The organism is [Clostridium] symbiosum (genome assembly GCA_036419695.1).
Taxonomy (GTDB): domain Bacteria; phylum Bacillota; class Clostridia; order Lachnospirales; family Lachnospiraceae; genus Otoolea; species Otoolea symbiosa_A.
Genome location: CP143946.1, coordinates 3,708,826 through 3,728,205, shown reverse-complemented (window position 1 = coordinate 3,728,205; position 19,380 = coordinate 3,708,826). Strand labels below are relative to the sequence as shown.

The following is a 19,380-nucleotide window of genomic DNA, read 5'->3' as shown; positions in this document are numbered from 1 at the left end:
AAGAACAGGAGGATAAACAGTATGAAAGAGGGCATGGGAAAAAAGATTATATTTGCCGTGGCCGCCGGTCTGTTTGCCGTGGCGGGGAGTATCCCCGCCATGGCGGCAGAGATTAAGAAAGTAAAGATAAAGCTGGTGGCGGAGACGTTTGATGAAAAAGGGAAGCCGGAAGTGAATTTTCTGACGGACAGTGATGAGTATGAAATCGTTGGTTTTGAAGAGCAGCAGGATCATGTATATGAAGTGGAGCTGGCGGCGGAGGACGGGAAAGGTTTTGGAAGGATGGAGCAGAAAGATATCAGACTTACGGGGATTAAAGCCACATGCAGCAGGGCCGTCAGGAGGAGCGGAAAAGAGGCGCTGGAACTGACAATCAAAGCGGAAGGGCTTGACGATGTCGTCGGTGAGATCGGCCGGGCCAGTTTCGGGGATGGCTTGGCTGTGTGGGACAAGGCCGACAACGCCTGTGCCTATTCCGTAATGCTGTTCAAAGATTCAAAACGGATCGGATATACCCACAGAACGCAGGGAAACAGTTATAATTTTTCACCGCTGATGAAAGAGAAGGGAATTTATCACTTTAAGGTCTATCCTCTCTCCGTGAATGAAAAAAAGGGAATTCCGGTTGAATCGGAATGGTACCCGGTAGATGAGAGCAGAGCGGAGAAAAACAGGACGGAGTATGGGACGGTAAAAATGGAATTTCCCGGTTGGGAACAGGATGAAACAGGCTGGCGTTACTGGCAGAAGGACGGAATTTTTCCGCAGGAGAGCTGGCTGTTTCTGGATGGAGACTGGTACTATTTTGATTCCTGCGGATATATGGTGACAGACTGTTTGATACCCCGTAACGGCCGGCAATATTACCTGAATACAGACGGAGCGGCCAAGGAATGGGAAGAATAGTGAAAAACATTGAAGAGCAGTGAAGAATATTAAAGAGCAGTAAAGAACAGCAGTGATGAAACCGGTCAGGCCTAAAATAGGGAAATGTCTATATCCGGCAACGGTTTTAAGCGGCTTTTGGCATGACAGTAATAAGAGGGGGTAATAAGTGCAATTATTAAAATTATATAAATAAAATAAAAAAAGTGATTGAACATACAGGAGATCTATGATACCATGTAAAGCACAAATATATATCCTATCAGTTCCGTCCTGCGTCTGGGCAGGCAACGGGAGCTTCCGTCTATAGAAGTGGTAGGGTACTCTGGAGAGTCTCCATTTTGAGGAGCGCCGAAGGTGTAAGACAGATTCAAGTCCATGGTATCTGTTGATCTCTCAGGCAAAAGGACAGGGCATACATAAAAAGCAATGGGATAAGTCCCGTTGTATGCAAATGTTCTACTCTTTGGAGAGCTGGTATTTATCAGCTCTTATTTTATTGCCGCAAAACGGCAGCGCAATTAAAAACATAGAGGAGGATAACAAAAATGGACGCATTATTAGCATTGGTAACAAAAGGTAACGATTTTCTCTGGAGTTTTCTGCTGATCGTACTGTTATGCGGTACCGGTATTTACTACACAATCAGGCTGAAATTTATTCAGGTGAGAAAATTCGGTGAGGGATGCAGGCAGGTATTCGGCCATATCAAGTTGAATGGCGAAAAGCATGAAAAGGGTGAGATGAGCCCGTTCCAGTCTATTGCAACGGCAATCGCAGCACAGGTTGGTACCGGAAACCTGGCAGGTGCGGCAACGGCCCTGATCGGCGGCGGTCCGGGAGCGATTTTCTGGATGTGGGTCAGCGCTTTCTTCGGAATGGCTACTATTTATGCAGAGGCAGTACTTGCACAGACCTATAAAACCGAGGTAAACGGTGAAGTGACGGGAGGCCCTGTTTACTATATCAAGGCGGCCTTCAAGGGAACATTCGGTAAGGTGCTTGCCACTTTATTTGCAATTTTCATCATTCTGGCCCTGGGTTTTATGGGCAATATGGTTCAGTCCAACTCCATCGGAGCAGCTTTCGTGGAGGTGTTCCATGTATTTAACCTGAACATTCCTCCGGTAGCCGTAGGTATCGTCGTTGCAGCATTTGCAGCATTTATTTTCCTCGGCGGCACACAGAGGCTTGCAGCGGTAGTTGAAAAGATTGTTCCGATTATGGCAGGCGTTTACATTGTGGGAAGCGTTATCCTGATTGCAATGAATTTTACCCAGATTCCGGAGGCATTCAGATTGATTTTTGTGGGAGCCTTTGATCCCCAGGCAGTACTCGCTGCAGGCGCCGGTATTGCGGTAAAAGAAGCGATCCGTTTTGGCGTGGCAAGGGGATTATTCTCCAATGAGGCCGGTATGGGTTCCACACCGCATGCCCATGCAAGAGCAAAAGCGGAGACACCTCATCAGCAGGGACTCTGCGCTATGATCAGCGTGTTTGTCGATACATTTATTATCCTGAACCTGACCGTATTCTCCGTTCTTACAACAGGCGCAATGAGCTCCGGTAAAGACGGCACGGCTCTGACACAGGCCGCATTCATGCAGGGATTTGGTACATTTGGAATTATATTTGTGGCAATCTGCCTGCTGTTCTTTGCATTTTCAACAATCCTCGGCTGGCATTTCTTCGGGCTTATCAATGCAAAATACCTGTTCGGTAACAATGCCGCCAAGGTATATTCCGTGATTGTTGTCATTTGTATTGTGATTGGCTCAACCCTGAAGCTGGAACTTGTGTGGTCACTGGCAGACTTCTTCAACGGACTTATGGTAATTCCGAATATCATGGCGCTTTTGGCGCTCAGCGGAGTTGTTATAAAGGCAGGACAGAAGCTGAAATAGAGACTAAATATAGAAGCTGGAATAGAGACGGATACAGAAAGTAAAATAGAAGCCGGAATAAAAACTATAAAATACAGCCGTGGAAAGCAGCAGAATAATCTGCCGATTTACACGGCTGTTTTATAGCTTTTTAAATGGCCGATTGGCCGATACCCTGTTTTGTATAGGCCCCCCGGTATTGATATGGACTCCGGCGCCAAACCGGACATTATTTCTGATTTTAACAGGGGTTTTAAGATTTCTTCCTGTTCCGCCCCGGGCTCACTGTTTTTCCGTTACCATCATATACCGGTTATGGGCGTCTTTCATACAGGCGATCAGCGGTTTTTGGGTCAGGGCAAAATAACGTTCCCTGATTGTCCGTTCCAGTTCATCCAGATCCGTTTTGATGCTTTTGCCGATAAACATGGATGCTACAAAATTCCTTGTGACGGCAAGGATGGTATTGCATTCGATGTCCAGGATCTTTCCCGAGTCTTTTTCAACTACGAGGCTGATGTAAAATTCTCCGTGGAGGGTATAGATGGCATCCTCCCGGCTCGGTTTGGCCTGGCCTACTATCAGCAGAGTATCATTATTATACATAGTATTAATTCTCCTTCCGGTCTTACTTCAATGTACCGTCTTCCTATGGTTTCAATTCTTTTCCCACCATGAGATTATATCAATACCACGGCAATTTTTCCATACAAAAAATCCTGTTTCTGGATTATCTGCCGGAAACAGGGAATTGCTATGGCAGAATCCTGTCTTTCCCCGCCGGATACCGGTGTTATGGAAAAGGTGGGACGGAATTTGTCTGGCGGGAAACGGAATGATGTGTTAAAATGACGTTGTTAAAGTTGGGGAAATGGGGAGGCAGGAAGTCATGACTTTAAATCAGCTGAATTATTATGTGGAAATTGTCCGGCAGGGAAGTTTCACCAAAGCCGCAGAGAAACTCTTTGTAAGCCAGTCGACACTCAGTAAGGCAATCCGGGCTCTGGAGGAAGAGTTTCAGATGGAGCTTATTAACCGGGGAGCCAAGGAGTTCCAGTTGACGGCGCAGGGCGATGTTTTTTACGAATATGCGGTCAGGATACTGGATTTTTATCATACACAGACGCAGGAACTGTTTCAGCGTCTTCACAGTGCAAACGGCACGCTGAAACTGGGAATTCCGCCGACGGCGGGAGCCATTTATTTCTTTTCGATTCTATATAAATTCCGAGAAACGTATCCGGGAATTGATCTTAAAATAGAGGAAATCACATCAAAAGCAGTCCATGAACTGGTGGCTGCCGGAAAACTGGATATGGGAATTGTGATAGAACCGTTTTCCGATGACAAATTTTACAAGCGGCCCAGCTACACCTCCGAGGCCGTTCTTCTGGTTTCCCGGAAGCATCCGCTTGCGGCAAAACGCAGCGTTTCATTTTCAGCCCTCCGGGGAGAGAAGTTCCTGCTCGTAACACCGGATTATATGTTCCATGACGTTGTATTGGAAAAATGCCGGGAGGCGGGATTTGTACCCGATGTCACGTTTGAGAGTTACCAGTGGGAACTGCTGTTTGAGATGGTAGCCGATAATCAGGGGATCTGCATACTGCCGAAACCGCTGGTGGACAAATTTAACAATACGCGGGTACATCAGATTCATTTAAAAGAACCCGAGTTCCCCTGGACTCTTTCGCTGATTTACCGCAAGGATAAATTTATCACGGTTCCGATGCAGTGTTTTCTGGATCTGTGTTTCGGAACATGACACAAGGGACGAAAGTGACGGAATATGGTGGAAAGAACAGCAGAGTGCAGGATCAATGCCATTGCAGTATGGCACTGGTCCTGCACTCTGTTTTATATCATAGGAAAGTGATCCTATGATATAAAAAGCCCTCCGGTCAGGAGCGTATTGCGGCGGGCATGAATTGAATTCATACCCCATTAAAAAAGGCCATTTTTCATTTGAAAAACACCATGCTATAATCAAACCACAAAGCCGCAATGGCCATGCGGATCAGAGCAAGTTTCAAATTCAATCAACAAAAACAGCGCTGGAATTTATTGATAAGAGGGACTCAATCTGAATAAGAAAGTTACGGTAAATGGGTTTCACTTGAAAAGAGGAAAGGAATTGTGAATTATGGGGAATCAACAAACAAAAGCTTCTTCATCTAGAGCTGTTATAATCGAATTCGTAATGTTTTTCACCTATGCGTTTTTTGCGGTAAACTGGATTGCGGGGAGTACGCTGACACCGCAGATTATGGAACATTTTAACCTGAAAACTTTTGCTTCGGCAACCTTTATTTCAAACGCGATTACGCTGGCAAAAATCATCGGAAATTTCATGGCGGCAGGTATTTTAAGCAGGCTGTATCCGAAAAAGGCCATCGGCCTTGGTTCCGGGCTGATTGTACTGGGAAGCGTACTGGCAATTTTCGCCCCGCAATACTGGCTGTTCATTCTCGGGCGTTTCATCATGGGATTCGGAGGAGCATTATATGTGGTATATTTCAGCCCCGTGGTGATTCATTATTTTGAGTCCAGGAAACGTCTCACGGTCAATGCGCTGAATGGCGCGGCGTACAATTTCGGCGGTATTGTCGCCATGTTAATTGTAGGACCGGTGATTGCCTGGCTCAAAACCTGGCAGTACAGCATGGGATTTTTTGCAGTGGTCAGCGCCATTCTTTGGGTCTTATGGCCGGTTATCGGCCAGGACTTTGAACTGAACCAGGGGACCGGGACAAAAAAGGCGCCGTATACGATCGGCCAGGCCCTGAAAGAAAAAATTAACTGGATTCTGCCGTTTACCTACTCCGGTCTGCTTACTTTTTACATCGTCATGCTGAATATCTTCCCGATTTCGGGAACAACGGCAATCAGCAGCAAGGCACTGAGCACGCTCGTGGCGGTGGGAGGAATCATCGGTTCCCTGCTTGCCATTGCAATGGGAAGAGTCTATTTTAAACGCCTTCCGGTGATTCGCATCTCCGGCCTCGCCATGACACTCTTCGGCGTTCTGATGTTCAGGACGGACAGCGGAGCCTTGTCGGCAGTGGCGGCTCTTCTCATCGGGCTGTTTATGTTCCTGCCGGTCAGCTCCCTGATGATGATTCCACAGGAACTTCCGGGAATGACACCGGCCAAACTGACAACGATTATGGGACTTTTCTGGGCGCTGTCCTACATTATTGAGACCGCCGCCTATTTTATCATCGGTTTTATTATCGACCAGTTTGGTTACGGAATGGGATTAAACTTTGCATTGATTATGAGCGTTACATTTTTTCTGGGTTCCTTCCTTCTGCCGGAAACAGGAAAGGATGGCGCAAAGGAAACATCCGATGCAAAACTTAAATGCAGCTAAGGTTACCGCCGACAGCGGATATTATAAATAGAAGAGGAGAGTAAAAATGAAATCATTCGAAGAAATCTATCGTGAAAAAGTGATGACAGCCGACGAGGCCCTAGAACTGATAAAAGACGGAGACTATATGTTTTCCGCACAGGCGGCGGGAGAGCCGGCGGCAATCCTGTCCCATCTTCAGCACCTGAAAGAGACGGGAGTTAAAAATACTACCATCAATACCTGTCTTCCATTACAGTATTATGATGCATTCAAGGATCCGGAAATGCAGGGGGTAATGTCCCATAACGGATGGTTTTTCAGCCCCGGACTGCGAGATGCGCATAAAAAGAAACTGGTCAGCGCCATCCCACAGAGTTCCACCTCGGTTCTGCGTAAAGTGCTGAGCCGTCTGGAATATGAGAAGCGCCGCCCGGTAGTCCTGGCGACCGTTTCTCCGATGGACAGCCACGGATATATGTCGCTGTCCGTGAGCGCAATCTATGAGCGGGATTTAATCAACAGCGGAGCGCTGACAATTCTGGAGGTGAACCCTAATTTCCCACGTACCTTCGGAGACACGCAGGTCCATGTTTCCGAGGCAGACGCCCTCGTGGAATCCGACCGTCCCATCCCGGTGAGCAAGGTTGCGCCGTATACGGAAGTGGACGCGGAGATTGGAAAATATGTGGCCTCCCTGGTAGAGGACGGTTCCACAATTCAGCTGGGAATCGGCAATATTCCCAATGCCGTTGCTGCCGAGTTGAAGAGCAAAAAGCATTTGGGGATTCACACCGAAATGTTTACGGAGACCATGGTCGACCTGATCGAGTGCGGGGCGGTGGATAACTCCCGCAAAGGTCTTTTAGACGGATATTCGGTCTGCTCCTTTACGATGGGAAGTAAGCGCCTTTATGATTATATTGATAATAATCCGGCCGTACTGTTTAAATCATGTACATTTACAAATGACCCGTACACGATCGGACTTAACAACCGATTTGTCTCAGTCAATGCGACCCTGGAGGTGGATCTCACCGGCCAGTGCGCCTCCGAGACGGTGGGCCATGATCAGTGGTCGGGCACCGGCGGCCAGTCCGAGACGGTGCAGGGCTCCCAGATGTCCAAGGGAGGAAAATCCATCATTGCAATGCATTCCACATACAAGGCTAAGGATGAGAACGGCGGGGAAGCGCTGCGCTCCAAGATTGTGCCATTCCTGCACGAGGGGGCCGTCGTCACCACATCCAGGAACGATACGGATTATATTGTTACCGAGTATGGAATCGCATGGCTGCGCGGAAAAAATGTGGCCGAGAGGGCGGAGGCGTTAATCAGCATCGCCCATCCCGATTTCCGCGACGAGCTGAGGGAAAAAGCAAAAGAATACGGAATTTGGTAAATAACAACGAAAAGCACGCTTCGCGGACTTTTCACTGCAACTTACTAAAAAGAGCGCCCGATACCTGTTTTTAAGCAGACACCGGGCGCTTTGCATTTATATGAAACCGGAAGAGGTACGGATAAATGCTACCATGCGATACCCTGGGCCATCATCGCATCCGCAACTTTTTGGAAGCCGACAATGTTGGCGCCCGCTACCAGATTATAGCCGAGGCCGTACCGCTTCGCCGCGTCGGCCGAGCCGTCATGAATTTCGGTCATGATCTGATGCAGTTTTGAGTCAACTTCTTCGGCAGTCCACGAAAGTCTTTCGCTGTTCTGGCTCATTTCAAGTCCGGATACAAGCACGCCCCCGGCATTGACGGCTTTGGATGGAGCAACCACCATGCCCGGCTGTGCCATCAGGAATTTAAGCGCTTCATTTGTAGTGGGCATATTGGCGACTTCAATATAGTACTTAACACCGTTTGAAACAATTTTTTTCGCCTGTTCCAGATCGATATCATTCTGGGTAGCGCAGGGCATGATAATGTCAACCTTCTGTCCCCAGGGTTTCTCGCCGGGGTAGAACGGCACGCCGAATTGATCCGCATAGTCCTGGACTTTGTTGCGTCCGGACGCCCTCATTTCCAGCATGTAACTGATTTTTTCATCGGTCACAATGCCGTCCGGATCGTAAATATATCCGTCCGGTCCGGAGAGTGTAACCGCTTTAGCGCCTAATTCGGCCAGCTTCTTGGCGGCGCCCCATGCCACGTTGCCGAATCCGGCCAGGGCAACGGTCTTACCGGCCAGCGTGTCGTTCTCATGCTTCATAACCGCTTCCACATAATAAACGGAACCGTAACCGGTAGCCTCCGGGCGGATGAGGGAGCCGCCGAAGGATCTGCCCTTTCCGGTAAGGACGCCGTTCTTAAATCCGCCGACAATTTTACGGTACTGGCCGTACAGGTATCCGACTTCGCGGGCGCCGACGCCGAGATCTCCGGCGGGAACGTCCACATCCGGTCCGATATGGCGGTATAATTCAGTCATAAAGGCCTGGCAGAACCGCATAACTTCCCTGTCACTTTTTCCGTTTGGATCAAAATCGCAGCCGCCCTTGGCGCCGCCCATTGGTAGCGTTGTCAGGCTGTCCTTAAACGTCTGTTCAAATCCGAGAAACTTCACAACCGAAAGATTGACTTCCGGTGAAAAACGAAGTCCGCCTTTGTACGGTCCGATTGCTCCGTTAAACTGTACCCTGTAGCCCGTGTTTACATGGATTTTTCCGTTGTCATCCTCCCAGGGAACACGGAATTCGATGACTCTTTCCGGGATGACCATCCTTTCCAGGAGCGCGTTATCCTCATATTCAGGATGCGCATCAATCACAGGACTTAAAGAAGTGAGAACCTCTTCAACCGTCTGGACAAACTCCGGCTCATTCGCATTTTTTTCTCTTACCTCATTCAGAACTTTTTTGATATATGCATTCATGGAAATACCTCCTCTAAAATTGATTGTTTTGGAAAAATTAATAGGTCTGATGGCAGTACATTTTTTCAAATTCTTCCCGGATCAACGGTGAAACCCACTCGCTGGAGAACATCGGATGGGAAGTGGCGATTTTATAAACTTCCTGCCTGATTTCATCGAGCACGGCCGGATTGTCCTTGTTCTTAAGCCCCCGGCCCAGCATACGGCCGATATTGTACATTTCCTCTTCCTTGGCGCCTCTTGTGGTCATGGTAGGGGAGCCGATTCTGAGACCGCTTCCAAGACGGGGCGGAAGTGTGTCATAGGGAATCATATTTTTATTGGTGATTATGCCGAGACTGCAGAGAAGAGTCTCCGCCTCCTGTCCGTTGGCAATGACGGGAGTTACATCCAGCATGACCATATGTGTATCCGTGCCTCCGGTAATCAGGCGCATCCCCTCATCTTTACAGCCTTTTGCAAGTGCTTTTGCATTCAGGCAGACCTGTTTTGCATATTCTTTAAATTCCGGTTGAAGCAGCTCCTGAAAGAGGACTCCGCGTGCGGCCAGCATGTCGCCTTTTGGGCCGCCCTGAAGTCTTGGAAATACACCGCGGTCGATTTTCTGGCCCAGATCCTCACGGCAGAGGATAACGCCGCATCCGCGGGGACCCCTCAGTGTTTTTTGGGTGGACATGGTGACAACGTCGGCGTAGGGAACCGGGCTTGGAATGGCGCCTCCGGCGATCAGGCCGCAGTCATGGGCACAGTCTACCCAGAAATAGGCGCCTGCCTCATCGCAGATTTCCCGGAATGCTTTATAATCGATGGCGCGTGGATAAGAAGATGCGCCGGTTACAATGAGTTTGGGCCTGTTTTCAAGGGCCATCTGCCGGACCTGCTCCATATCAATGCGCTCGGTCTCCTTATTCACGCCATAATGGAGGGCGTTAAATTCACGGCCGCTGTAGTGGAATTTGGCTCCGTGGCTTAAATGGCCTCCATTGTCGAGTTCAAGGGCGAGGAAGGTGTCACCTTTCTTTAATAAACCGGTGAGAACCGCCATGTTGGCAATGGTAGCGTTGCCCGACTGGATATTGGCGTGTTCGGCGCCAAAGACCTTCTTGACACGTTCAATGGCAAGGAGTTCGGCCTGGTCTGCCAGCTGGCAGCCGCCTACAAACCGTTTTCCCGGGTAGCCTTCGGTGTTTTTGTTTGTAAATGCGGAACCTTCCAGGGCGGAAGCAAGTGGGGAAACAACGTTTTCTGAAGCAATAAGACCGATTGTTTCAAACTGGCGCTTTTCTTCGCGGTGAAGAAGGCCGGACATTTCAGGGTCAAAGACATCAAGTAATTTGACAGCATCCTGTTTTGTTGAGTTGGACATGAGAAAATCCCCTTTCATAGATAATTTATGGTTTATTTCGAACGCCTGCCGGCAATTCTACTCCTGTGAAATAAAAAAGGAAGAACAAACAGACATTGGTTGCAATGCCGGGTTTGTTCTTCCCTAAGATGATTAATCGGGGGGTGGCCGAATAATCTTTAAAAAAGATCGTATAATGGATGTTAAAACACTAAAGCTTAGCTTCCGGATACGCCATAAGATAACGGTTCTGCGCGTCCCTCAGAGCGACAAGGACCGCCTTTTGGGCCAGCGCCAGGAATCTTTTTTTGATGATTTCGCTGATGAGGGCGACGTCGGTGACAATATTTTTCCCAACGAGAATTTCTCGTAGAAAGAGATTGGTGTCTTCCATAACCATGTTGGCGCTGGCATTGATAATCGTGTTCGTATGAATATCAATTACCATACTGAGGGAAAATGCACCGTACATGGCGTTGATGGCATCTTCTTTTGATACCTTGGCAACGCCTGTGATAAATACTGAATCTTCCGGAAAAATTTTAACCATACAAGTTCTCCATTTCTTTAAAACAACGAAAAGCACGGTTCGCGGACTTTTCATTACCAATAACAAAAAGACGAGAGAACTACTCCATAATGATAGTTCTTTCGCCTAATTTATTTTAGTTCTGAGAGGATATCCCAAAACCAATATATTCGACTGACATCAGAATAAATGATCTTGAAAAAATAGTCAATCATAAAAATAGCTAAAAATTAAGCGACAACTTTGTTCAATATTTCTATTGTCATCTTTTGAAAACTATGCTTTACTAATCTCAAAGTAAATGCTTCTGCGCAGAACATTGGCTTCAGACAATTGAAACCTTATATGCACGTATACGGATGCAATGGATGCTCTCCCTATATGAATGTTTTTAAGGCTCAAAAGAATAGCATACATCTTAAGATGCATGCAGTTCTTTTGGGCCTTTTTGTATATAAGAATATCACATTATAACTTAAGTGAAATGAGAAGGGGAGGGGACAAAGATATGGAATTATCTTTAAATCTTTATCAGTCAATGGCATTGGCGGTTGCAGTGTTTTATCTTGGAAGTTTTTTGAAATCAAGAGTCAAATTTTTTCAGAGGTATTGTATTCCCAGTCCTGTCATCGGCGGAATTATTTTTGCCATATTAAGCCTGGTTTTCTATGAATTCGGAATTTTGAATCTTACGGTTGATACGACGCTTCAGAGTGTATTTATGAACCTGTTCTTTACAAGCGTCGGTTTTACCGCCGGCTTTGGAATGCTGAAAAAGGGGGGGAAAACCCTGGTAATCTTTATGGCGGCGGTTGCAGCCTTAATCACCATCCAGAATGTATGCGGCGCGGCGCTCTGCAAAGCGTTCGGGCTGAATCCGCTTATGGGGCTGGCCCTTGGTTCGCTCCCGCTGACGGGCGGCCATGGAACGTCTTCCGCATTCGGTCCGCTGCTGGAGAATATGGGGGTTGAGAATGCGCTGACGGTGGCCGTAGCAGCGGCAACCTATGGCCTGATTGCAGGCAATGTGATCGGAAATCCGCTGGCCAGCCGTAGAATCAGGAAGATGGAGCTGAAAAGCCGCGGTTCCTCCGAAGTGGCGCAGGAGGCTATGGATGAGTTAAAGAAAAATACCGACGTCACGGAAAAACTTGATGTTGGAAAGGGAACTCTTGGTCTTGCGCTGTTATTTACCGCGACGGGAATCGGAACTCTGATCAGTATGGTATTTGAGCGGGCGCATATTACACTGGCCTCTTATGTGGGCGCCATGCTGGTTGGTATTATTATCAGAAATGTCTGTGACAGCAGAAATGTAAAAATCCCGGTTCAGGAAATCAGTACGATCGGCTCTATCTCCCTTAACTTCTTCCTGGCACTTGCCATGATGGGAATGAAGCTGTATCAGCTTGCCGATTTGGCGATGCCGATGATCGTGATTCTTTTGGTTCAAACCGTGCTGGCCGGATTGTTTGTATACTTTATTACCTTTAATCTCTGTGGCAGGGACTACGACGCGGCCGTTCTGTCGGCCGGACACTGCGGATTCGGAATGGGAGCCACGCCGAATGCAATGGCCAATATGGATTCCCTGACACAGGTATACGGTCCGTCCGCGAAAGCCTATCTTATCATTCCGGTCTGCGGAGGGTTTTTCACCGATATTATTAATTCACTGCTGATTACGGCCTTTATGAACTTCCTGTAATTTATGTCATGATTCATTTTGCCGCAATACGTTTAATGAAGTACGCTTATATCAATACCTTTTATTTTTGTAGCCGATGTACTCGCGCTATGCTGATTTGAAAGGGTAGAAATCATATTTTGATTTCTACCCTTTTAAATTGAGTAAATTTCATCATTTCACCGGCGGCTGGCGGTGATTGGCTCACAAAGTTCATGTTCCATTATTTTTAAGGAGGTCAGAATTATGGATAATCGTCCGGTTGGCATTTTTGATTCAGGAGTGGGAGGGCTGTCGGCCGTAAAAGCCATGCTTCAGGCGGCGCCCAATGAGAGTATTATTTATTTTGGGGACACAGCGCGCGTTCCTTATGGGAACAGAAGCAGAAATGAGATAACCTGCCTGTCGATGCAGGACGTGAATTTCCTTCGTATCTTTAATCTGAAAACAATTCTGATAGCATGTAATACCATAACGGCAAACTGTATTGATGCGCTGAGGGCGGCAAATCAGGATATTCCGATTATCGGCGTGGTGGAATCGGCGGCAATTGCGGCCGCAGAAGCAACCAGAAATAAAAAAATCGGTGTAATTGCAACACAGGCAACGGTGGAAAGCGGAATTTACAGGAGGAAACTCGAAGATACTCTGCCCGGGGTTAAGGTATTTGAGCAGAAGTGCCCAAAGTTCGTCCCCTTAATCGAGAGAGGCCATATCAATCCGGACGATCCGAAGCTGCTCCCGGTGGTGGAAGAATACTGTAAGGGGTTGAAGGAGGAGAAGGTCGATGTGGTAATACTCGGCTGCACCCATTACCCGCTGATCCAGGAAGCTATCCGGAACTATATGGGCAGCGGCGTAACCCTGATTGATTCCGGAGGAGAATCCGTTAAAGCGGTGCTTAAGGGACTCTCGGAAAAAAACCAGAAAGCGGCTCCTCTCATCAAAGGAAGCGATAAGTATTTCTGCAGCGGGGATGTTGGAAGATTCGGCACCGTGGCAAATATGTTTTTACAGAAGAATATCCAGCCGTATGCATCGGAAATTAATATAGAAAGATTCTAAGTGTTTGTTTGCAGAGGAGGATTCCATGATGTATTTCTGTGCATTTTTGGATAAACATTCCGAGCTTTGCCGACGTGAAACGGCATTTGAATAATCACGATTATAAAACAGGAGGTAGATCCATGGCTGAAATATTAGATGGTAAGGAAGTAGCCGCCAGATTGACGGAAGAACTCAGAATGAGGGCGGAAAACTTAAAAAGCAGGGGCGTAGTGCCAAAATTGGCGATAGTGCGGGTGGGAGAAAGGGTCAGTGACGTCAAATACGAACAAAGCGCGGCGAAAAAATGCGCCACAATCGGGATTGAGGTGGAACTGTTCCATCTGGGCGGAGAGGCTTCACAGGAGGAGCTGATTGCCTCAATAGAAGCGGTAAACCGGGACGGTTCCATCCACGGCTGCCTGATATTCAGGCCGTTCCCTGAAGGATTCGACGATGCGCTGATACGTTCGAAGCTGGACCCGGACAAGGATGTGGACGGAATCACCAATGGTTCCCTGTCGGGCGTTTTTACCGGGACGAGGACGGGCTATACCCCCTGTACCGCAGACGCCTGCATGAGAATCCTGGAACATTATGGCTATGATCTGGAAGGGAAAAATGTGGTTGTTATAGGGGCAAGCCTTGTTGTCGGCAGACCGCTGGCCCTGATGTTTCTGACCAGAGAGGCCACGGTTTCACTCTGCCATATTAAGACACGGGACGTCAAACGTTATTGTGACAACGCCGATATCATCGTATCCGCTGCAGGCCATGCGGGGCTTGTCAAGAGGAATATGGTGAAACCGGGACAGACCGTTCTCGATGTAGGCATTAATGTAAATAAAGAAGGAAAACTGTGCGGTGATGTTGATTTTGACGCGGCCGCCGAAATTGTGGACGCAATAACTCCCGTGCCGGGAGGCGTCGGCTCCGTGACAACTTCCGTGCTGGCAATGCATACGATAGAGGCGGCGGAAGCTGCATGGGCTCCAAAAAACTGAGATTATACAGAACTACACAGAGCTGCGCAAAGCGCTGAAAAAGGCAGTCGCCCGGAGCGCAATTACTTAGAGCGCAGCCACAGCTCCGGAAGTTGTAAAAAACTTTGCAGCCGCCGTCACCACCGGCAATATCCTGGGCGGCGTATCCGCGGAATCGCCATGTGGCTGGGGCACGCACGCCGGGACAGATAGGGGTTATGAAAATAAGAATTTATGTCGAAAAGAGTTTGTGAAGATAAGAGTAAGGTATCAAAGTGTCTATGGACGCTTAATTAACCTTACTCTTTTTAAAGGCGGTAATCTGCCGACAGAGTGTGCTGTCTATCATGGCACGTAAGTCGGCTGCCCTTTATAATCAATTCTCATGCCTCAAGCGGTTCTGCTATCTGTAATTCAACATCAAATGCCGCTCTTTGCGCCTGTCGTCCGGAATAAAGAGAAACGGTTCGGTTTTCATTTCATCCAGAGTTTTCTTTGTCAGTTCCGACACGGCCCGCAGGACAGACAGATGAGTGGCCAGGTCCAGATGATCCACGGAAAGGGTCCTCTGTTTCGTGCATCCGTCTACGCCGCCGGCGTCCACGACACGCCGGAGAAGTTCGGTTTCCTTTTCCTCCGAAGGAAGTAAAAAACGGCCGGTATTGATTGAGAGGAGAGCAGAGAGCCCCCAACCCCACCAGTTGGAAACGCCGCTTGCCAGAGCAAGTTCGGCCGATTCCAAGGCACAGATTTCACTGCCGCAGGGAACATTTTCAAGGATTTGACGGCGGAAAGCGCCCATTCCCATCTCGTTGCCTCCGTCTCCAATTGAGATGGTATGCGCTCCGTTCTTTTTTGCTTCGGATAAGAAGGAAGAAGAATCCACAATCATATCATCAATGATTTCGCCGCGCATATTGTGGTAATGGCCGTCCGCTGCTTTTCCGGGCCGTTCCAGGCTGATAAAATGTGTCGGCCTGAATTCATAAAGAACCGTCCGGATAAAAGATAACGAGTTATTGTCCGGAAGCAGGACGAGAGAAGCTCTGGGAGCGGCAAAACGCAGCGCCTCCTTTAAAAGAGGGAAGGAAGCGGCATCCGTAACAACGATGGTCTGGCACCCGGTTTTTGTCAGCGCCGAAGCGAGGTTGGCGGCGCCGGACGGACCGTCCGTTTCGCCGACAAAAGTTCCGTCCGGCAGACGGACCGGAAAGCCGGTTAAAATCACCGCACGTTTGGCGTCTGCAAGGACAGAGGCCGTTTCAGCAAGCGGTGAAGCGGGAAGTGAGGCCAAAAGGCCGCGTCCTCCCATATCCTGTTTCATAATCAGGTCCAGGGTCTTATAAAAGTTCATAACATCAATCCTCCAGGTATTTGCATAATGCAGATATGCGCAGCTTTTTTATCCGCAGGATAAATCCTGAAAATAAAAAAAGACCCACGCATCCTGTAAAGATTCATGGCTCTTATTTACGGAGGGAACATCCGGGCAGGAGTCCCGATAAATAAAAGAATCAATTTGTATTTCATCCTTATTGTAGTGGATGGGGAAGGATTTGTCAAATGGTATTTAAGTTGAGATGCGGGGACGGGGGAGTGGGAGAGTGTATATGAGTCTTCAGTCCCGGTTTATAGGGGGTGGTGAGGGGGAATCTTTTCTCCTTCCTTCCCCGGGCAGGTTGTCGACGGGACTGAAGACTCACAACCAAGAAAACAAGAGGCTGCCCAAACGTTCGTTTTGCGTTTGAGCAGCCTCCCTATCTGTTTAAAAACTCCTGATATCACTCTTTCCCACTCCAGCAATAAGTACAGAGCTTACATGGTGAAATCCCGATGGAAGCGATTAAGTCGTCAAGCCTGTGGTACTGAAGTGTCGTGAAGTTGAGTTTTTTCCGGATGCATTCTATCATGTCCTTATAATTCTGGCTGTCGGGGTTAGCGTAATCTGCCAGGACCTCGGCCGATACGTTGTCGCCCTCGCGGTCTCTTATGATCCTTCTGGTAATCAGATCCAGATCGGAGTTGGAGCGTGAGAAGTTCAGGTATTTACATCCGAATAAAAGCGGCGGACAGGCCGGCCGGATATGGACCTCCCTGGCTCCGCTCTGGTATAAAAATTCCGTTGTCTCGCTGAGCTGTGTGCCGCGCACAATGGAGTCGTCGATTAAGAGAAGGCTCTTGTTCCGGATCAGGGAGTCAACCGGAATCAGCTTCATGCGGGCAATCAGGCTTCTCTGGTTCTGGCTGGTCGGCATGAAGGAGCGCGGCCAGGTCGGGGTATATTTAATGAAAGGACGTGAAAAAGGAATGCCGGACTCGTTGGCATATCCGATTGCATGGGCAATACCGGAATCAGGGATACCGGCTACCAGGTCGGCCTGCGCATGATCACGTTTGGCCAGCATACGGCCGCAGTTGTAGCGCATCTCCTCCACATTGATCCCCTCATAGGAAGAGGTCGGGTATCCATAGTATACCCAGAGGAAAGAACAGATTTTCATTTCTTCTCTGGCAGGGCTCAAAACTTCAATGCCATCCGCTTTCATCAGGACGATCTCGCCCGGGCCCAGCTCCCGATAGGCGGAATAGCCCAGATTAATAAAGGAAAAACTTTCAAAGGCAGCACAGTATGCGCCTTCTTTTCTTCCGATAACGGCAGGGGTGCGGCCGAGCCTGTCCCTGGAAATATAGACGCCTTCCGGGGTCAGCAGCAGAATGGTCATGGATCCCTTGATTTTTTCCTGGGCCAGCAGAAGACCGTCCACGATGGATTCGGCCTGGTTAATGATGGCGGCAACCAGCTCGGTTGAGTTGATTTTGCCCCCGCTCATCTCAAGAAAATGAATGTGGCCTTTTTCATAGGCTTCTCTAACGAGCTCTTCCTGGTTGGCAATTTTACCGACCGTCGTAATTGCATAGCTTCCCAGATGAGACTGAATTAAGAGGGGCTGAGGTTCCATATCGGAAATACAGGCGATGCCCATATTGCCTTCCAGTTCTTCGACATCCCTTTCAAATTTCGTACGGAACGGAGAATTCTCAATATTATGAATAGAACGGTTAAAACCACCGGGTCCATAGACGGCCATACCGCCTCTTCTTGTTCCCAGATGAGAATGGTAATCTACGCCGAAAAACAGATCCATCGTGCAGTTTGTCTTAGATGCAACACTGAAAAATCCACCCATTTTTAACTTCCTTTCAATATTTGGTAAGTTTATTTTTTTATCCCGATCTTATATCTGAAGATACAAAATTTTTGCATGCTCATAAGAATAAGAACATCATTTTCATCATAGCATATATTAGGGGGATTGGACAATAGACTTTATTTATTAAAAATTTTAATAGATAACCCAGGTTTTCATGATAATGCACTGTTTGGCAGAAAAAGGGAGCAGAAATACCGCAATTCAGGTAAAACGGGGTTCCTTTGAGGGAAGGCATGTGGTACAATTGGTGCAATATAATGAAAACATGCTCTGCAGTTTTCGTTATTGAGTGGCAGTGAAAAGTTTGCGAAGCGTGCTTTTCATTGTTATCGGTGCTGGCAACAAAAATTTTCTAAGTTGAGGAGAGGAAAATGATTAAGTTAAACGGAAAAACAGGAAAAAGAATGGCGGCCATGCTTCTGGCAGCGGCCTTTATGATTGCAGCGGCGCCTGCTTCGTATGCGGACGGGCCGTCCGGTCCGGCGTCGGATACAACGATAGTGGAAAGTACCAGGAATGAAGCCACGGGCCCCGGAGCCCAGAATCAGGAACAGCAGGCAGGACAGGCAGAACAGCAGGCGGGACAGGCAGAGCAGCAGGCGGGCCAACCGGAGCAGCAGCCAGTACAGCCGGAGCAGCAGCCGGTACAACCCGAGCAGCAGCCGGTACAGCCGGAGCAGCAGCCCGCCCAGCCGGAACAACAGCCTGCCCAGTCGACGGAAGGGCTTGTTGCGAGCGGAGGCCGCTATATTGATCCAACCAAACCGATGGTGGCCCTGACCTTTGACGACGGCCCTTATGCGCCGGTCGGGAACAGAATTATGGACAGTCTGGAACAGAATAACGGACGGGCTACATTTTTCGTTGTAGGCAACCGCGTAGCGTCCTACAAGACAGAAATCAAGAGGATGCATGACAACGGCCACGAAATCGGCAACCATACATATGAGCACAAATATCTGAATAAGCTGGACGCAGCCCAGATCCGCAGCCAGATAGAACGCGGCAATCAGGCGGTGGCCGCGGTCACGGGCGAGTCTCCGGCTCTTGTACGTCTTCCGGGAGGCAGCAAGAACAACACGGTACTTGCCAACATCAATCAGCCGATTATCATGTGGAACATCGATACTCTGGACTGGAAGACAAAGAATGCGTCAAAAACCATCCAGTCGGTGCTCGGAAGTGTAAAGGACGGCGATATCGTACTGATGCATGAGCTTTACACGGCTTCCGGTGACGCCGCCGTAGCGCTGATTCCGGCGCTCACCGAGCGGGGGTACCAGCTGGTAACGGTCAGCGAACTGGCCAGATTCAGAGGCGGCCTCAGCAATAAGGGAGTTTACTACAGCTTCCGCAAGTAGCAGGGCGAAACGGTGGTTACTGCCGTTTCTGTGCATCGTAGAGCGGTAATTATGTACTACGGAACCGTTATAAATTAAATTGATAAAAAGCAGCAGCACAGGATGGAAACCGTTGAGTTCCCGCCTGTGCTGCTGCTTTTTGAAACCTTCGTCCCATGCAAAAGTGTATTTTCATGCATTCTTTACTCCCAGAAACCGTCCTAACGGAATATCCTA

Annotated in this window: 15 protein-coding genes and 1 riboswitch; of the genes, 9 read left to right on the top strand and 6 right to left on the bottom strand. The window is 48.4% G+C overall.

Translation table 11 applies throughout. The features are described from left to right. Window positions 1-21: 21 nt before the first annotated feature. Both V3C10_16875 and V3C10_16870 read left to right on the top strand, forming a co-directional pair. Complete coding sequence (locus V3C10_16875; protein ID WVP60976.1) at window positions 22-906, top strand: hypothetical protein; 885 nt, start codon at window positions 22-24, stop codon at window positions 904-906. A 294-nt stretch (window positions 907-1,200) separates the two neighbouring features. Beyond that, a riboswitch (glycine riboswitch) is annotated at window positions 1,201-1,307 on the top strand. A gap of 126 nt (window positions 1,308-1,433) precedes the next feature. Further along, entirely contained in the window at window positions 1,434-2,789 is a 1,356-nt protein-coding gene (locus V3C10_16870) for a sodium:alanine symporter family protein (protein WVP60975.1), read from the top strand. A 261-nt stretch (window positions 2,790-3,050) separates the two neighbouring features. Here V3C10_16870 and V3C10_16865 read toward each other — a convergent pair whose 3' ends face one another. Next, window positions 3,051-3,374 (bottom strand): DUF3870 domain-containing protein, encoded by a 324-nt coding sequence (locus V3C10_16865; protein WVP60974.1) that lies wholly within the window; start codon window positions 3,372-3,374, stop codon window positions 3,051-3,053. A gap of 283 nt (window positions 3,375-3,657) precedes the next feature. On the opposite strand from V3C10_16865, the gene V3C10_16860 reads away from it, so the two are divergent. The 3 genes from V3C10_16860 to V3C10_16850 all read left to right on the top strand — a co-directional run bounded on the left by V3C10_16860 (window position 3,658) and on the right by V3C10_16850 (window position 7,522). Continuing rightward, the gene (locus V3C10_16860) at window positions 3,658-4,533 is read left to right on the top strand and encodes a LysR family transcriptional regulator (GenBank protein WVP60973.1); all 876 of its coding nucleotides are present in this window, start codon (window positions 3,658-3,660) and stop codon (window positions 4,531-4,533) included. Window positions 4,534-4,911: 378 nt separating this feature from the next. Beyond that, the gene (locus tag V3C10_16855) at window positions 4,912-6,141 is read left to right on the top strand and encodes an MFS transporter (protein WVP60972.1); all 1,230 of its coding nucleotides are present in this window, start codon (window positions 4,912-4,914) and stop codon (window positions 6,139-6,141) included. 46 nt (window positions 6,142-6,187) lie between these two features. Beyond that, window positions 6,188-7,522, top strand: a complete 1,335-nt coding sequence (locus tag V3C10_16850) for an acetyl-CoA hydrolase/transferase C-terminal domain-containing protein (protein ID WVP60971.1) — start codon at window positions 6,188-6,190, stop codon at window positions 7,520-7,522. A gap of 128 nt (window positions 7,523-7,650) precedes the next feature. Here the strand turns inward: V3C10_16850 and gdhA are convergent, their stop codons facing one another. The 3 genes from gdhA to V3C10_16835 all read right to left on the bottom strand — a co-directional run bounded on the left by gdhA (window position 7,651) and on the right by V3C10_16835 (window position 10,898). Next, a complete protein-coding gene (gene gdhA / locus V3C10_16845) occupies window positions 7,651-9,003 on the bottom strand; it encodes an NADP-specific glutamate dehydrogenase (GenBank protein WVP60970.1) in 1,353 nt (450 codons plus the stop codon). A gap of 37 nt (window positions 9,004-9,040) precedes the next feature. After that, complete coding sequence (gene glyA / locus V3C10_16840) at window positions 9,041-10,369, bottom strand: serine hydroxymethyltransferase (protein ID WVP60969.1); 1,329 nt, start codon at window positions 10,367-10,369, stop codon at window positions 9,041-9,043. Window positions 10,370-10,559: 190 nt separating this feature from the next. After that, on the bottom strand, window positions 10,560-10,898 hold the full coding sequence (locus tag V3C10_16835) for a DUF3870 domain-containing protein (protein ID WVP60968.1): 339 nt from the start codon (window positions 10,896-10,898) through the stop codon (window positions 10,560-10,562). Between the two features lie 487 nt (window positions 10,899-11,385). Here V3C10_16835 and gltS point away from each other — a divergent pair, with 487 nt between their 5' ends. The 3 genes from gltS (at window position 11,386) to V3C10_16820 (ending at window position 14,612) form a co-directional block, all read left to right on the top strand. Further along, window positions 11,386-12,585, top strand: a complete 1,200-nt coding sequence (gltS, locus tag V3C10_16830) for a sodium/glutamate symporter (protein WVP60967.1) — start codon at window positions 11,386-11,388, stop codon at window positions 12,583-12,585. Between the two features lie 225 nt (window positions 12,586-12,810). Next, window positions 12,811-13,629, top strand: coding sequence for a glutamate racemase (gene murI / locus V3C10_16825; GenBank protein ID WVP60966.1), 819 nt, complete (start codon window positions 12,811-12,813; stop codon window positions 13,627-13,629). A 122-nt stretch (window positions 13,630-13,751) separates the two neighbouring features. Then, window positions 13,752-14,612, top strand: a complete 861-nt coding sequence (locus V3C10_16820) for a bifunctional 5,10-methylenetetrahydrofolate dehydrogenase/5,10-methenyltetrahydrofolate cyclohydrolase (GenBank protein ID WVP60965.1) — start codon at window positions 13,752-13,754, stop codon at window positions 14,610-14,612. 382 nt (window positions 14,613-14,994) lie between these two features. Here the strand turns inward: V3C10_16820 and V3C10_16815 are convergent, their stop codons facing one another. Both V3C10_16815 and V3C10_16810 read right to left on the bottom strand, forming a co-directional pair. Beyond that, window positions 14,995-15,945, bottom strand: a complete 951-nt coding sequence (locus V3C10_16815; GenBank protein WVP60964.1) for a DUF4392 domain-containing protein — start codon at window positions 15,943-15,945, stop codon at window positions 14,995-14,997. A 427-nt stretch (window positions 15,946-16,372) separates the two neighbouring features. After that, a complete protein-coding gene (locus V3C10_16810; GenBank protein ID WVP60963.1) occupies window positions 16,373-17,779 on the bottom strand; it encodes an amidophosphoribosyltransferase in 1,407 nt (468 codons plus the stop codon). A gap of 395 nt (window positions 17,780-18,174) precedes the next feature. Here V3C10_16810 and V3C10_16805 point away from each other — a divergent pair, with 395 nt between their 5' ends. Further along, window positions 18,175-19,164, top strand: a complete 990-nt coding sequence (locus tag V3C10_16805; protein ID WVP60962.1) for a polysaccharide deacetylase family protein — start codon at window positions 18,175-18,177, stop codon at window positions 19,162-19,164. Window positions 19,165-19,380: the final 216 nt, after the last annotated feature.

What these genes read in the sequence shown, in the direction of transcription:
- V3C10_16875 (WVP60976.1), top strand. Translation starts at nt 22, where the DNA reads ATGAAAGAGGGCATGGGAAAAAAGATTATATTTGCCGTGGCCGCCGGT.
- V3C10_16870 (WVP60975.1), top strand. Translation starts at nt 1,434, where the DNA reads ATGGACGCATTATTAGCATTGGTAACAAAAGGTAACGATTTTCTCTGG.
- V3C10_16865 (WVP60974.1), bottom strand. Translation starts at nt 3,374, where the DNA reads ATGTATAATAATGATACTCTGCTGATAGTAGGCCAGGCCAAACCGAGC.
- V3C10_16860 (WVP60973.1), top strand. Translation starts at nt 3,658, where the DNA reads ATGACTTTAAATCAGCTGAATTATTATGTGGAAATTGTCCGGCAGGGA.
- V3C10_16855 (WVP60972.1), top strand. Translation starts at nt 4,912, where the DNA reads ATGGGGAATCAACAAACAAAAGCTTCTTCATCTAGAGCTGTTATAATC.
- V3C10_16850 (WVP60971.1), top strand. Translation starts at nt 6,188, where the DNA reads ATGAAATCATTCGAAGAAATCTATCGTGAAAAAGTGATGACAGCCGAC.
- gdhA (WVP60970.1), bottom strand. Translation starts at nt 9,003, where the DNA reads ATGAATGCATATATCAAAAAAGTTCTGAATGAGGTAAGAGAAAAAAAT.
- glyA (WVP60969.1), bottom strand. Translation starts at nt 10,369, where the DNA reads ATGTCCAACTCAACAAAACAGGATGCTGTCAAATTACTTGATGTCTTT.
- V3C10_16835 (WVP60968.1), bottom strand. Translation starts at nt 10,898, where the DNA reads ATGGTTAAAATTTTTCCGGAAGATTCAGTATTTATCACAGGCGTTGCC.
- gltS (WVP60967.1), top strand. Translation starts at nt 11,386, where the DNA reads ATGGAATTATCTTTAAATCTTTATCAGTCAATGGCATTGGCGGTTGCA.
- murI (WVP60966.1), top strand. Translation starts at nt 12,811, where the DNA reads ATGGATAATCGTCCGGTTGGCATTTTTGATTCAGGAGTGGGAGGGCTG.
- V3C10_16820 (WVP60965.1), top strand. Translation starts at nt 13,752, where the DNA reads ATGGCTGAAATATTAGATGGTAAGGAAGTAGCCGCCAGATTGACGGAA.
- V3C10_16815 (WVP60964.1), bottom strand. Translation starts at nt 15,945, where the DNA reads ATGAACTTTTATAAGACCCTGGACCTGATTATGAAACAGGATATGGGA.
- V3C10_16810 (WVP60963.1), bottom strand. Translation starts at nt 17,779, where the DNA reads ATGGGTGGATTTTTCAGTGTTGCATCTAAGACAAACTGCACGATGGAT.
- V3C10_16805 (WVP60962.1), top strand. Translation starts at nt 18,175, where the DNA reads ATGATTAAGTTAAACGGAAAAACAGGAAAAAGAATGGCGGCCATGCTT.